This window comes from Teichococcus globiformis (assembly GCF_042646265.1).
Taxonomy (GTDB): domain Bacteria; phylum Pseudomonadota; class Alphaproteobacteria; order Acetobacterales; family Acetobacteraceae; genus Pseudoroseomonas; species Pseudoroseomonas globiformis.
On the sequence record NZ_JBHRTN010000029.1, the window covers coordinates 151793 to 166620 of the forward strand.

The 14828-nt window shown below is 66.5% G+C and carries 9 protein-coding genes; 2 read left to right on the top strand and 7 right to left on the bottom strand.

Annotated features, from left to right (window positions below; translation table 11 throughout):
• Window positions 1–6: 6 nt before the first annotated feature.
• From ACFOD4_RS21585 to deoC, 6 genes are read right to left on the bottom strand one after another with little or no spacing between them, the layout of a single operon-like run.
• Window positions 7–1077 (bottom strand): DUF4432 family protein, encoded by a 1071-nt coding sequence (locus ACFOD4_RS21585; protein WP_379599781.1) that lies wholly within the window; start codon window positions 1075–1077, stop codon window positions 7–9.
• 3 nt (window positions 1078–1080) lie between these two features.
• Window positions 1081–2073, bottom strand: a complete 993-nt coding sequence (locus ACFOD4_RS21590; RefSeq protein WP_379599782.1) for an ABC transporter permease — start codon at window positions 2071–2073, stop codon at window positions 1081–1083.
• 15 nt (window positions 2074–2088) lie between these two features.
• The gene (locus ACFOD4_RS21595) at window positions 2089–3081 is read right to left on the bottom strand and encodes an ABC transporter permease (RefSeq protein ID WP_379599783.1); all 993 of its coding nucleotides are present in this window, start codon (window positions 3079–3081) and stop codon (window positions 2089–2091) included.
• Window positions 3078–4574 carry a sugar ABC transporter ATP-binding protein gene (locus ACFOD4_RS21600; RefSeq protein WP_379599784.1) on the bottom strand — a complete coding sequence of 499 codons (1497 nt, stop codon included), beginning with the start codon at window positions 4572–4574 and terminating at the stop codon, window positions 3078–3080. Before ACFOD4_RS21600 ends, ACFOD4_RS21595 begins: the two co-directional genes overlap by 4 nt.
• A gap of 51 nt (window positions 4575–4625) precedes the next feature.
• Entirely contained in the window at window positions 4626–5687 is a 1062-nt protein-coding gene (locus tag ACFOD4_RS21605; protein ID WP_379599785.1) for an autoinducer 2 ABC transporter substrate-binding protein, read from the bottom strand.
• Between the two features lie 35 nt (window positions 5688–5722).
• Window positions 5723–6415, bottom strand: a complete 693-nt coding sequence (deoC, locus tag ACFOD4_RS21610) for a deoxyribose-phosphate aldolase (RefSeq protein ID WP_379599786.1) — start codon at window positions 6413–6415, stop codon at window positions 5723–5725.
• A 145-nt stretch (window positions 6416–6560) separates the two neighbouring features.
• On the opposite strand from deoC, the gene ACFOD4_RS21615 reads away from it, so the two are divergent.
• The gene (locus tag ACFOD4_RS21615) at window positions 6561–7352 is read left to right on the top strand and encodes a DeoR family transcriptional regulator (protein WP_379599787.1); all 792 of its coding nucleotides are present in this window, start codon (window positions 6561–6563) and stop codon (window positions 7350–7352) included.
• Window positions 7353–7372: 20 nt separating this feature from the next.
• Window positions 7373–9004 carry an FGGY-family carbohydrate kinase gene (locus ACFOD4_RS21620; protein WP_379599788.1) on the top strand — a complete coding sequence of 544 codons (1632 nt, stop codon included), beginning with the start codon at window positions 7373–7375 and terminating at the stop codon, window positions 9002–9004.
• Window positions 9005–9010: 6 nt separating this feature from the next.
• On the opposite strand, the gene ACFOD4_RS21625 is transcribed toward ACFOD4_RS21620, so the two are convergent.
• Window positions 9011–14809 (bottom strand): hypothetical protein, encoded by a 5799-nt coding sequence (locus ACFOD4_RS21625; RefSeq protein WP_379599789.1) that lies wholly within the window; start codon window positions 14807–14809, stop codon window positions 9011–9013.
• Window positions 14810–14828 lie beyond the last annotated feature (19 nt).

Here is a 14828-nt window from a genome sequence, read left to right on the forward strand (position 1 = left end):
GGTCTCCTAGCTCAGCTTTGAAATACGGGTTGCCTGCTCCGGCGCCGACGTGGCGTCCAGGTAGCCGGTACGCACGGAAAACGCGGCGCGCCCGTGCGGCGGAAGCACGCGGACATGACCCTTGCGCTTCTCCGCTGCGTAGCCTTCCGGCTGGCAGGTTGAGGGCAGCGCGAAGGCGGCGACCTTCTGGTCCGGGTCGTTGAGGATCCAGCGGACGGTGTGCGGAAAGCATTCCGGCGCGTAGGACATGGCAAAGGCATCTCCTTCCGGCCGCAGCAGCATCAGGTGTGTCTGTCCCTCAGCGTCGGTACCCAGCCCGTGGAGATAAAAGACCTGCTCGGGATCGTAGCGCTCGGGCTCCGAGAGCACTTCCATTCGCTGCGGCTCCCGCGACAGCGTGTCGATGAAAGCCTGATAGGCCGCATCAGGCCGGACATGCGCGGGAACGGCGCGGCGCACGGCGGTCCGTTCTGGTGTGAACGGCGCCGGCTGCAGGCAGCGCCCGCCCGCCACGAAGTCGAAATTGATGTGGCACATGTACATCAGGTCCATGGGCTTGCCGGAGCGGTTCTCGACGCCGAGGCCGATGTCGAAAAGCGTAGCACCAGCAGCCAGGGTCAGGCTTGGCATCGCACGGTAATGCGGCCCGAAGCCCAGCGCATGATCGACCTCGGAGATTGCGGCGATACTGTTGCCATCCACCTCCAGCCAGGCGCGGTCCATGGTCATGCAGGGGAACTCGCCATGTGCGGCATGATCATCCCCCGGCGCCGGCACACCATTGCGCAACAGGCCGGCATGAAAGGCTAGACAGCCATAGGTGCCGGCGATGCTGGAAGCCGCGCGCGGCGCGTCGAAGCCGCTGCGCATGCCCAGGGCAACGCCGTCAAAGCTGGCCGACCAGATCATGCCTCCCATCCAGGGCAGCAGCACGACCTCGCCGCGGGCATTGGCGATGCGCAGCCCTTCGATCCCGGTCCGGAATCGGAACAACGTCGCCGTCAGCTCTCCGCACCGAACGATCTCGCGAGGCGCGTCGCCAAGCAGCGAAGGATGAAGAGGAATGATGGCGCGCATGGCTTAGCGCACCCTGCGGCGCCAGGCCGCCAGCGCGATGGACAGCAACAGAAAGCCCCCCCAGATGAGGTCGACGAGGAAATTCGAGAACCGCATGATCTGCAGACCGGAAGACAGCAGCATCAGCGCCACGAGTGCGAGCGCTATGGCCGGAACGTTGCCGCGGCCGCCCGAGGGATTGGTGCCGGCCAGCACCGCGATCAGCACCGCCTGGAGAAGATAGGACACCCCATAGTCTGACTTGGCTGCATTGGTTCGAGCCGAAAGCAGAATGCCTGCCGTGGCAGCCAGCCCACCGGTGAGCACGTAGGACAGGAACACCGTGCGCGTGGTCCGGAGGCCGGCAAAGGCGGCAGCCTTGGGGTTGGTGCCGATCAACGCCAGGTTGATGCCGAAGGCGGTGCGGGCCAGCAGGAACCATACCAGCCCTGCCACCACGCAGAAAACCAGCAGCGGGATGGCGATGCCCAGCAACGTGCCGTTGCCCAGCTGGCCCCAGATGCGGGGGAAGCCTACCACTGCCGGGCCGCCGGTCAGCACCAGGCAGATGCCCGTAAAGACCTGTCCCGTGCCAATGGTGGCCAGAATGGGCGTCACGCGTAGCTTCGTCACCAGCAGACCGTTGATAGCACCGGCCAGAAGACCTGTGGCGAGCGCAATGCCAATGCCTGCCACCACCAGCGGCCAAGCCATGTTCACCAGATCCGGCCCACGCGCGCCCCCGACGGCGTGAAAGAACAGTCCGGCCAGAATGCAGGAAAGGTTGGCGATGCCGATCACCGAAAGATCGATCCCGCCGGTCAACATCGCCACCATCATCGCGATGGCCAACAGCCCGAGTTCGGGCGCGATAAAGGTGATGGATTCGAAGACATAAGGACGCAGGAACCGTTCGGGATTCAGCGCCGCCATGCCCGCGAAGATGATAAGGGTAAGCAGCAGGAGCTGCAGCAGATCTGTATCGAGCTTTCGCAGGCGCTGCGCGATGGCGGACATGATGCGGTGCCTCCCTCAGGCAATGCGCTTGCGGTCACGCCAGGCGGTCGCGGCCGTTGCGGCGATGACGATCAGCCCGATCACAACGCGCTGCCAGGTGGTATCCACACCCAGAATGATCAGGCTGTTGGTGATGACCACCAGAGTCAGCACGCCGAGCATCGTTCCGATTACGCTGCCCCGCCCGCCGAAGATGGAGGCGCCGCCCAGCACAACAGCGGCGATCACGTCCAGCTCCAGCCCGACCATGTCACGCGGGTTGGCGGTCCAGATCATGGCCCCGTGCAGAAGCCCTGCAAATCCCGCCAGCGCGCCCGCCAGGCCGTAGATGAAGAAGGTGGTGCGCCGCAGGTTGAAGCCGACACGCCGCGCCGCCTCTGCGCCACCACCCAGCGCGTAGATGCTGCGGCCCATCATGGTGTAGCGCAACATCAGGTGCACCAACAGCGCGATCACGGCATAGACCAGAACCATCGCCGACAGGCCGGTGCTGCCACCATCCGCTTGCTGAACAGTGAAAAGATCTTGCCGCGCGAAATTGATGAGCAAGGGCGGCATCTGGTCGATGTTGATCTGGCTGGTGCCGACCACGCCCAGGATGAAACCGCGCACCGCTGTTCCCGTACCGAGGGTGACGATCAGCGGAATCATCCGCAGATAATGCACAAAGAAGGCGTTCACCAGCCCGAGCCCGATGCCGATGCAGGTGGCCATTGCGAAGGGCAGCCAAACACCATCGAAACCCCAGCCGATCATCGCCCGAACGGTCAGGTACATGGCTGCGATGGCGAAAGCCGGAAAGGAAACGTCGATGCCGCCCGACAGCATGACCAGCAGCACGGCCAGTGCCAGGATGCCGGTGATCACCGAGGCCCGCAAAAGGCTGAAGATGTTGGACGCTTGCCAGAAAGCCGGGTTGACCGTGCCGATCACCAGCACGGCCAGCACCAGCACCGCCGCCACCATCAGCTCCGGATGGCGGCGCAGCGCCATGGCGAGGGACCTCATGCCAGCGCCCCCAACATCGCGCTGAGGCGCGCCTCGCTCGTCTCCGCCGCCGCGATGTCGCCCGCCAGGCGGCCGCGATGCAGCACCAGGATGCGGTTGCAATTGTCCACAAGCTCCGGGAGGTCGTCCGAAATCATCAGCACGCCGAGGCCCCTCTCCCGTGCCAGTTCACGGATCTTGCGATGGATGCCCGCCTTAGAGCCGACATCGACGCCAACGGTCGGTCCGTTGAGGATGAGCAGGCGGGGATCATTCATCAGCCACCGCCCGATCACCACGCGCTGCTGGTTGCCGCCGGAAAGCTGGGTGACGGGGCGATCTCCGGTCGGAGTGGCGATGGCCATCTCGCGGATCATGCCGGCGGCTTCCTGCGCCGCCCTGCCACCCTGCATGACGCCGCCACGGGAAAGACGGTCATGCGATGTCACCAGCATGTTGCGGTCGATGGTGGATGTCAGGAACAGCCCTTCGGTCAGGCGGTCCTCCGGCACATAGGCGATGCCATGGCCAATGGCCTGCTGCACGCTGTCGAGCCGCACCTCGCGTCCATCGATCCGCACCCGTCCCTCATAACCCGGCCGCATGCCGAACAGGGCCAGGGCGAGTTCCGTGCGGCCGGAGCCGAGCAGGCCAGAGATACCGACGATCTCGCCCGGCATGATGCGCAGCGCAATGTTCTCCAGCTGCCCCGGGATGCTGAGCCCGGCGACCTCCAGCAACGGCTTGCCGCGCGCGTCGCCTTCCCACTGATAACCCTCGGCGGCGATCTCTTGCCCCGTCATAGCACGGGTGATCTTCGCCTCGTCGAAATCGGCGATCGGTCCGGCAGCCACCACGCGGCCGGAGCGGATCACGGTCAGCTTCTCGCTGATCTCCAGCATCTCCCGCATCTTGTGACTGACGAACAGCACCGCGATGCCCCGGCTCTGGATGTCGCGCACCACGCGGAACAACGCATCGACCTCGCGGCCGGTCAGCGCCGTGGTCGGCTCGTCCATGATCAGCAACCGGGGATCCGACATCAATGCGCGGGCAATGGCGACGAGTTGCTTGCCTGCGGTGGGCAGCGTTTCCACCAGCGCATCCAGATCCAGCTGGACGCCCAGCTTCTCGATCGCCTCTCGCGCGATACGCCGCACGCGCGCCCATGAAACCAGCAGGCGCTTCTCGTGCAGCTCCGTGCTGAGCGCCAGATTTTCGGCAACCGACAAATTCGGGAAGAGCGAGAAATCCTGGTAGATCACCTGCACGCCATGCGCGATGGCGGCACGGGGGGTAAGCCCCTCGACCTTTTGCCCATCCAGCAGGATCTCGCCTTGATCCGGCTGCCAGATGCCCGAGATCACCTTGATCAGCGTGGATTTGCCGGAGCCGTTCTCGCCGGCGAGGCAATGGATCTCTCCCTTGCCGATCTGCAGCGACACATCGTCCAGCGCGCGTACTGCGGCAAAGCTCTTGCCAATGTGGCGCAATTCGATCAGCGGAGCGGTCATGCTATCCTACGGCGAGGATGTGGGGGGCGGCGATTGCCGCCCCGGCGCTGGTTAGAAGTTGTACTGGGTCATGTTGTCCTTGGACACACCGACCCAGCCCTGGCCAACCAGCACGTTGGGCTTCTTGGCATCCGGCGCCTGCAGGCTCTCGTAGCCGGTTAGGCCGAGATTGAGTCCCGGCTTGATCTCCTGCTTGGCCAGGGCCATCACAGCCAGGATGTTCATGGCGTATCCGGCCACCGCAGGGTCCCAGAACTGGATGTAGTTGATGTCGCCGTTGCGCAGATACTGCCCGGCCACCGACACCAGCCCCGTGCCGGAGAAGAACAGCTTGCCCTTGAGGTTGCGCTCGGCGATCAGCCGGCCCGCCCCTGCCGAAGTCGGCATCGGCGCCCCGACGATCCCCTTGAGATCGGGATAGGCGGTCAGCACTTCCTTGAGCTTGTTGTAGTCGGTGGTGGCGTCGTCATAGGTCTCGATGCGCCGGGTCACCTCCTGCATCTTCGGGAAGTGCTGCTTCTGGTAGGCGACGGCGCCGTCGATCCACTCCATCTGCGATTGCGAGGTGAGGCTGCCGACAGTCGCGACATACTTGCCCTCTCCGCCCATGTCGCGGCCGAGCACCTCCATCAACTTGGCGCCGTAGGCGTGGTTGTCGAAAGCCTCGATGTCGTAGTCGATGTTCTCGAGTCCGGAAGCCTCGTGCGAGATCACCACGATGCCCTGGCGCCGCGCCTTCTGGAGCACCGGTTCCACTGCCTCAACCGAGAAGGGAACGATGCAGATGGCATCCACGCCCTGCGCGATCAAGCTTTCTACCAGCTGCACCTGCGCGGCCGCATCGGCCTGGCTTGGGCCGATCATCCAGGTGTCGTGTCCCTGATCCTTGCCGAACTGCTCCACGCCGACGCGCATGCGGTCGAACCAGGCGATGCCATCCACCTTCACCACGGTGGCGATGACACGCTTCTTGGCCGCCTTCGCATGGATCGAAGGCGATACCTTGCCGGCCTCCACCGCGGCGGTCTGGGCGAAGGCTGGCCGACCCATGATGGCCGCCATCATCGCGGCACCGCTCATGGCGTTGAAGGTGCGCCTGTTGAACTCCACCATCTTTGCGTTTCCTTTTCCCTGATGACGCGCCGGTGTCAGTAGCCGCTGGCCGGAACGGACATTCCCGCGATGAGCGCCACGCCGGAGCTGGCACCGATGCGGGTGGCGCCAGCCTCGATCATGGCCTGGGCCTGCTCCCGCGTCCTGATGCCGCCAGAAGCCTTCACCCCCAGCGCATCACCCACGGCCGCCCGCATCAGCGCGACATCGGCTATCGTGGCGCCGCCAACCGAGAAACCCGTGGATGTCTTGACGAAGTCTGCGCGACCTTCGGCCGCCAGGCGGCAAGCGGTGCGCTTTTGGTTGTCATCCAGAAGGCAGGCTTCGATGATGACCTTGAGCACGCGGCTCCGGGCGGCGGCGCGCACCGAGCGGATATCCTCCAGCACCAGATCCAGCCGCCCTTCGCGCAGCGCTCCGATGTTGATGACCATGTCGATCTCGTCTGCGCCGTTGGCCACGGCATTCACCGTCTCGGCGGCCTTGTCGGCCATGGTGACAGCACCGAGCGGAAAGCCGACCACCGAACAGGTTCCCACACCGCTGCCGCGAAGCGCCTCGGCAACGATGGCAACATGCACCGGATTGACACAGACCGAACAGAACTGATGCTCGCGTGCTTCCGAGCAATGGCGCAGCACATCCCCGGCCGTCGCCTCGGGCTTTAACAACGTATGGTCGATCAGGCGAGCCAGATCGACCGGACTGCTCGGAACAGGTAGGGCCATGGATGGTTCCTCGGGACCGCGCGTGCACCGCGTCGCAGTCTGTTTGTAACCTTCTTAACAATTGTGATACTTGTCACATCAACACGGCGCGGCGTCAAGCGTCGGCGGTTCGGGGGAGAGGATGTCCGAAAGGGCGCGAGGCGGAATGCGAGGACTGGGCGAGGCGCGGCGCGATGACCGCATGGCGAGGCTGCGAGAGATGCTGCGCCAGTCCGGCCCGACGCGATTGGGCGATGCCGCTCACGCCCTCGGCGTATCGTCCATGACCCTGCGGCGCGACCTTGCCGGCGCCGGCCAGCCCTTCACGCTTCTGGGCGGCCACGTGTTGCCGGCCGGAGGCGCCCTGCGCCGCAGCGCCTATTTGCTGGAGCGCGAGCAGGACAGCCATGCTGCCGCAAAGCGTGAGGCAGCCCGGCACGCGGCGCGTCTGGTGGAGGATGGCGACACCATTTTCGTCGATTGCGGCTCGACCCTGCCGCACCTCGTAGAGGCATTGCCGTCCCACTTGTCGCTGACCATCCTGTGCTACGCACTGAACATCGCCGTGCTGGCCAGCCGTCGGCCAGGCACCCAGCTGGTGCTGCTGGGCGGACTGTATCACCCTGCTTCGGCCACCTTCGCCTCCGACGAGGGGCTGAACGGGTTGCGCCGCCTGCGGATCAACAAGGCCTTCATCTCGGCGGGCGGTGTGCATGCCAGTCGCGGCGTCACCTGCGCCCATTTCAACGAGGTGCCGGTGAAGCAGGCCGCCATCGCCGCCGCCGCGCAATCCATCCTGGTGGTGGATGCCAGCAAGCTTGGCAAGCTGAAGCCCGCCTTCTTCGCTCCCATCGCTGCCTTCGACCATGTGGTCACCAGCGGCCTCGGCCGGGCCGAGGCGACCGGCTCCTTGATGCGGGCCGGGCTGCGGCTCGATGTTGCACCAAGCTCTCCTTGATCGCGCAGGACTATCAGACCATGCAGAATTTGGTTATCGGCGTGGATGTGGGCACGGGAAGCGCCCGCGCCGGCGTCTTCACCACGAGCGGGATGATGTTGGCGCAGGCAGCGCATCCCATCCGGCTTTGGCGACCGCGCTCGGGCTACGCACAGCAATCCTCCACCGACATCTGGAACGCCGTCTGCATGGCGGTGCGCGCCGCCATGCAAGGCCAGGATGCGCGGGCGGTCCGTGGCGTCGGCTTCGATGCCACCTGCTCGCTCGTGGTGCTGGATGCGGCAGGCGGCCCCATCAGCATCAGCCCTGAGGGCGAGCCGGATCAGGACACCGTGGTCTGGATGGATCACCGTGCCGCAGCCGAGGCCGAGGCCATCAACGATGGCGGCCACAACGTGCTGCGCTATGTTGGCGGCCGCATGTCCTTGGAGATGCAGGCACCGAAGCTGCTGTGGCTCAAGCGGAACCTGCCGGAATGCTGGGCTCGGGCGGCGCATTTTCTTGACCTGCCCGATTTCCTCACCTGGCGCGCGACCGGCAGCCTGACCCGCTCGCTGTGTTCCACCGTCTGCAAATGGACCTATCTTGGGCAGGAAGGACGCTGGGACGCCGCCTTCTTCCGTGCCATCGGCCTGGACGATCTGGCGGATGAGGGCTTTCAGCGCATTGGCACAGAGGTGCTGCCGGTCGGCGCTCCGGTTCCCGGCGGCCTCGCCGCCACGGCATCGGCCGAGCTGGGCCTGCCCGAGGGGATCCCGGTGGGCACTTCGGCCATCGATGCGCATGCCGGCGGCCTCGGGGTCATCGGTGCCGTGCTGGATGACGCCGCCCCTGACGAGGCGGCGTTGCTACGCCGCGTGGCGCTGGTGGGCGGAACGTCGAGCTGCCACATGGCCGTCTCCCCGGAGCCGCGGTTCGTGCCAGGGATCTGGGGTCCCTACTATTCCGCCATGCAACCTGGCTTCTGGCTGAACGAGGGCGGGCAATCGGCGACCGGAGCCCTGATCGATCATGTCATCGTCACCCATGCCGCGCATGCGGCCGTGGCTGAGCAGGCGCGGGAGCAGGGGCAGTCGATCTATCAGCGGCTGAACGACATGCTCGAGGAGATGGCCCGGCACTGCGCCTTTCCCGCCCGGCTGACCGAAGGCCTGCACGTCATGCCTGATTTCCACGGCAACCGCTCTCCCCGAGCGGACGCCTCCCTGCGCGGCATGGTGTCAGGCCTGTCCTTGTCGGCGACGCCGCAGGATCTGGCGCGGCTCTACCTCGCCACGGTTCAGTCCATTGCCTATGGCACGCGCCACATCATTGAGACGCTGAACGCCGAGGGTTACGCCATCGACACCGTGCTCGCCTGCGGCGGCGGCACCAAGAACCCGGTCTTCCTGCGCGAGCACGCCGATGCCACGGGCTGCCGCGTGGTTCTGCCGCGCGAACCCGAAGCCATCCTGCTTGGCGCCGCCATGCTGGGTGCCGTGGCGGGCGGGCAACATCGCGACATCCCGCAGGCCATGGCAGCCATGAGCGGTGCAAAGACGGCCATCACGCCGCAGGGGGAGGCGGTGCGCCGCTTCCACGACGCCAAGTACACCGTGTTTCAGCGGATGCATGCCGACCAGCTCGCCTATCGCGCGGTGATGGCCGGCTGATCCGCCTCAGCTCCAGCGTTGCTCCAGCGCCAAGGGATCGATGCCGGAATCGCCCGCCTGCGCCTGGCCTGCGATGACCACATGCTCGTCCAGAGGATCGGGCAGCACACCCGGCGCTGCCGCTCCGCTCGGCTCCGCCTCGGTCCAGCTGTCGGGCATGGCAGGCGGGACAAGGCCGCCATCCCCCGCAACCAGCTCCAGCCACCCCATGCCGACGCCAGGATCTCCACCGCCAATCGAAAACTCGTCCAGCGGAGCTGGCGGCGGCTCCGTCACGGTCAGCGTGGCGCTCTGCCGCAGCGACTCCGCGCCAGCATCGTCGCGCAGCACAACGGACACCGACCGGGTGCCAGCCAGCAAGCCGGTTGCGCTTTCGGTTTCCAGAACCAGCGATTGCAGCACGGCCTGATAGGTAGCAATCGGCGCCTCGCCAAACAGCGTGAGGCTCGTGCCGCCCGGTTCGGCCCGCAACTCGATCCCCGTGTCGCCCAGGAAGAGACGGCCACTCTCGACATGCAGCGCAAAGCCCTCGAAGGCCAGCATATCGCCTGAGTGCGCACCGGACAGAGTAATTCTGGCACCACTCAGCCTGGTGCTATCCACGTCAGCGACCTGCACCATCTGCCAGGCGGCCATATCCTGGTCACCGACCATTGCTGTTCGATGATACGGCGTCAACGTCACCACCGGCCCATCGTTCACCGCGGCCACGGAAAGGGTGAAGTCGCGGCTGGCGCCGCTGCTGTCGCCATTGGCCGCTTCCACCGCCTCGGCATGCAGGGTAAGGCGCACCTCGCCGTTCCAGTCCGGCGCCGGATGCAACATCAGCCCGGGCAGATCGGCTGCCTGCAGCGCCCAGGCGCCGCTATCCAGCGCCCGCCCCGCCGACAGGGTGAAGCCGGCGGGAAGACCGGACAGTGTGATCGAGCCAATCTGCTCGGAGCCGTCCGTATCGGCCAGCGCGACGCCGAGGGACAAGGCGATGGCGTGATCTTCCGCGCCTTGCGCATCCGTGACACTGAGCAGCGGCGCATCCGCCACGGGCACCACCTCCAGGGTCAGTTGTCCCATGGTGCTGGCCTCCAGGCCCGTTGCACGCTCGGCGGCGTAGGCCGTCACACTCAGCGCGATGGTACCGGAGAAGTGCGGCGGCGGGGTGAGGTGCAGCCCTTCCATGGAAGCGGCCGGCACGATCCAGCGACCACCCCCCTGGTGCGTGCCAGCCGACAACGTGGCGCCGGCCGGCACGCCCTCGATCACCAGCCGGAGCAACTGCTCGGAGCCGTCTGTGTCGGCAAGCGCTGCATGCACGGGCAACAGGATGGCACTGTCCTCGGCACCCGATGCAGCACCCAGGGTCAGGATCGGTGCATCGGTCACGGGCGCCACGGTGAAGACCATGCTGAGTTCGCGGCTGGCCACGTCGCCATCCGCTTCCATTGCTGTGACGGTGAAGCCGAGCACCAGCGTTCCGGAATAGAAGGCCGGTGGTCGGAAGCCGAGATCGCCGAGTGCCTCGCCAGGGATGCTCCAACGTCCATCCGCGAGCCTCATGCCGGCAGTGAAGCTTCCGCCCTCCGGAACGCCGGCCACTGTGACAACCAGCTGCTCCGACCCGTCTCGGTCCGCGAGTTGCGCGCGCAGATCCACTGCGAGCAAACCACCCTCGAGCCCCCGGGATCCCTCGCCCGCATCGACCAGCGGCATGTCCGCCACGCCGGCGACATGGACGTTGAACTCGGTGTGGCTGCTGGCGTGGCCGCCATCGGCCGCTTCCATGGCGTAGCCCACCAGCGTGAGCTGCATGCGCCCGCTCCAGTTCAGGGGCGGCATCAGGGTCAGCCCGGCAAGCTGATCCGGCCTCAGGGTCCAGCTTCCATCGCCATTGTTGACGCCGGCGGAAAGCCGCGTTCCCTCCGGCATGCCACGCAAAACGAGGGACAGGGTTTCCGACCCGTCGTGATCAACCAGCGCCCCGCCGAGTGTCAGGGCGATGGGCCGATCCTCATGCCCCTGAACATCTTCTGCCGTAACGAGTGGGGCGTCGGCCACCGGTGAAACGCCGATCTCGATGGCCTTCTCCGTCAATGCCTGCGGGCCATCCACTCCTTCCCGCGTGACCACCGCGACAGTGAAGCGCATCACGCCCGAGAAATGCGGCGGCGGCACCAGCTCGATGCCATCAAGCCGCGCCGGATCGATGCGCCAGCTGCCATCCGCCAGCCGCTCGACACCATCGCCGGTCAGCCGTGCTGCGGAGGGAAGGCCAGAGAGAAGAATGGAGACAACGCTCTCACTGCCATCCGCATCCTGGGTCGCGATGGCAAGGTTCAGCGGGATGGACTCGTCTTCCCGCGCGGCGGGCGGGTTGACCGCAATCAGGGCCGCGTCGGCAACCGGCGCCAGGCTGATGCCAAGTTCCCGGGTGACAGATGAAGAACTGCCGTCCGCGCCGGTCGCCACACCGATCAGGGTGAGGGTGAACTGGCCGGAGAAATCCTTGGGCGGAAGCAGGGACAGACCGTCCAGCTCGCCCGCACCCAGCACCCAGTCGCCGCTTTGCGGATCACGGTGACCGGCGGACAGCGCTGCGCCGTCCGGCACCCCCTTGATGCGCAGGCCGAGCATCCCGCGTTGCCCGCCGATGCCATTGAAAGCCAGTTGCAGCACCACGGGCATGTCTTCCAAGCCCGGTTCGGCAGAGGCCGAGAGCAGGGGAAGCGTAGCATCCGGCGCAGCGCCCCCATGCCCGCCAGGCGTCCCAGGCGATGCCGTGGCCGCCGCGACCTCCAGATGCAGCGTGGCGCCGGTAAAGGCGCGATTTCCTTCCCGCTCCACTGACATCGCTTCCAGACGCAGCGCTACCTGCCCCTCGAAGCCAGGCGCCGGGCGGATCCGCAGGTCCGGTATGGCTTCGGCTGGAACCAGCCAGACACCTTCCCGGGCGGGAGTGCCCGCGGAAAGGGTAAAGCCTTCCGGTACGTCGCGAACCCACAGCCACAGGCTTTCCGAACCATCCACGTCGGTCAGCCCGGCCTGGATGGCGAGGCCGATCCATCCATCGCCCGGATCGCTGCCGGCCGGTCCCGTTCCTGCGGCAGGCCCGGCCACCAGCAGGGGCGTGTCGGCAACACCCTCGGGATCAACGACCATGGTGCCGCCGATTTCGCGCCGGACCCCGCCCGTATCCTCGATGCTCATGCGGATGGACAGGGTGGCAGCCTCGTCACTGTCACTCGGCATGGTCAGGGTGACGCCCTGCATCCGGGGAGCCGCGATGCGGTACAGGCCGTCGGTATCCGCCACCACCACGCTGCCATCGGCCAGGCGGAGCACGGCCCCTTCGGGAACGCCGCCGATCTCGACGCTGCCGACAACGCGTTCGGACCCGTCGGCATCGGTCAGTCCAGGATCGAGACGCAGGGCAATCGGCTGATCCTCTACGCCCCGCATCACGCCCCAATCGCCGGACAGGCCGTCCAGGCCGCCCACGAGAGGCCGATCCACCACGGCCTCAATCACCACCGGCAGCACCGCGACACTGCGCGCCTGGGACCCGCCATCGGCCTCCTGGCTGATGGCGACAACGGCCAGGTGCAGGGTGCCCGCGAAATCGGCACGCGGAATCAGCATCAAGCCCTCGGCCTGGGCAGCCGTCAGGGACCAACTGTTGTTGCCGCGGAACACGCCGGCGGAAAGGCGAAAACCGTCCGGGACACCGCTGACCATGAAGGACAGTGTTTCCGAACCGTCGTTGTCGGGCAGCGTGGCAGACAGGTCGAGCGCGATGGCGGCATCTTCGTGACCCCGCCCACCGGTGCCGGTGATGACCGGCGCATCGGCCACGGCGCGCACCTCAACTGCAAGGGCCTGGCTCGGGCTTTCGGCACGGCTGCCATTGGGCTCGGCCGAGATGGAGGAAACGCTCAGCACGAAATCACGGTCCGAGTGGGGCGGCGCCTTAACAGTCAAAGTGCCGATATGGGCCGGTGGTACCAGCACGCTGCCATCCGGCTCGCGTGCCAGGATCATGCCTCCGGCCTGCAGAACGGCACCCTCCGGAAGGTTCGCGATGCGGAAGCCGACGATCGTCTCGGAGCCGTCAAGATCGGTCTGCCAGCCGGAGATGCGCAGGGCGATCGGTTGATCCTCGTAGCCGATGGCATTCGCGACGCGCAGACCAGGCGTATCGGCCACCGCCTCGGTCTGCACCGTGAAGCGGTGCACGGAAACCGCGGCATCACCGTCTCGCTCCACCGCCCTGGCAGTGAACGTCAGCGTCTGACTGCCCGAGTAGTCGCGCGGCATGGTGACGGTGAGACCGGCGAGATGATCCGGCTGAAGCCGCCAGGTGCCATCCGGCTGCCGGGTACCAGCCGACAGCACCGCGCCGGCCGGAAGCCCGGCCAGGGTGAGAACCAGATGCTCCGAGCCATCCGTATCAATGAGGGCGGCGTGCAGATGCAGCGGGATGGGCTGGTCCTCGAGGCCGGACACATCCGCCGCGCCCGCCACGGGCATATCGGCAACCCCGACCAGCACGGCCGTGGTCCGGGTGACGATGGTGCGCGACACCGTCTTGCCATTGCCGCTATCGCTCAGCACCGTGCTGAAGGTCAGGGGAATGTCGACATCGCTATCTTTGGGCGGCAGCAGCGAGATGCGGCCAGCCGCCAACTCGGCGGTGCGGACCTGCCACCGGCCATCGCTGAGCAGGACGCCCTGGCTGAGGGCTGCATCAGCCGGCATGCCGCTGATCGTGGTCCATTCCGCCCATCGTTCAGAACCGTCCTTGTCCGGGGTAGAAAAGGCAACTTTGACCGGAATGGCGGTGTCCTCGTAGCCCCGGATCGAGACGGTGATCGTGCCATTATCCACCACGGGGTCCACACCAACCGAGAAGCTGGCGCTGTTGCGGGCACTGGGCGCGCCATCCCGACTTTCCGTTGCAACAGCGGTCAGCGTCAGGGTGAAGCTGCCTGAAAAGTTGGGCGGTGCAATCAAAGTCGCCACAGACAGCTTGTCGGCCGTGATGAGCCATGTGCCATCCGGCTGCCGCGTACCGCCATGGATCGTCGCGCCTGATGGCACATCGCCGAGAAGAAAGGTCAGCTTTTCCGAGCCATCCGTATCCCGCAGCGCGCCGCCCAGACGGTCCAAGCGGATTGGGGTGTCCTCCCGCCCGTGCAGATCCGTAACAAAAACATCGGGCATGTCGGCAACAGCCCGAACGACAACATCCACCTCTATCGCCGTGACGCGGCGCGACTCTGCCCCGCCCCCCTGGTCGATATTGGTGGCAGAGAGGGTCAGGCGGAAATCCACATCGCTGTTGGCAGGCGGCAGAACCGCGAGAAGGCCGTCCTGGAAGGCGGCCAGCGGCACGGACCATGTTCCCGGGGCTGTTTCACGGCCATGCGACAGCTTCGCGCCAGCCGGAACGCCCTGCACCAGCAGCACCGCGTCCAGGTGCTCGGAACCATCCAAATCCGTCAGCGCCAAGCTGCCACGCAGCGGGATCCAGCTATCTTCCAGCCCCTCGGCAGGATCCACTGCGAACCGCACCGGATCAGCCACCGGCGCCACCCGCACGGTGAACCCGGCCTCGCTCACCGCCACATCGCCCGATGCTTCCCGCGCCGTGGCCCGCAGCACCAGCGCCAGCTCGCCGGCAAAGTTCTCCGGCGGCATCAGCGTCAGCCCCGCCAGATCCTCCGGGCGCAGCACCCAGGCGCCGTCCGCCCCGCGCGTGCCCGCCGACAGCACCGCCCCGTCCGGCACCCCTTCCAGCCGCAGCTCCAGCACCTCCGACCCGTCCCGGTCC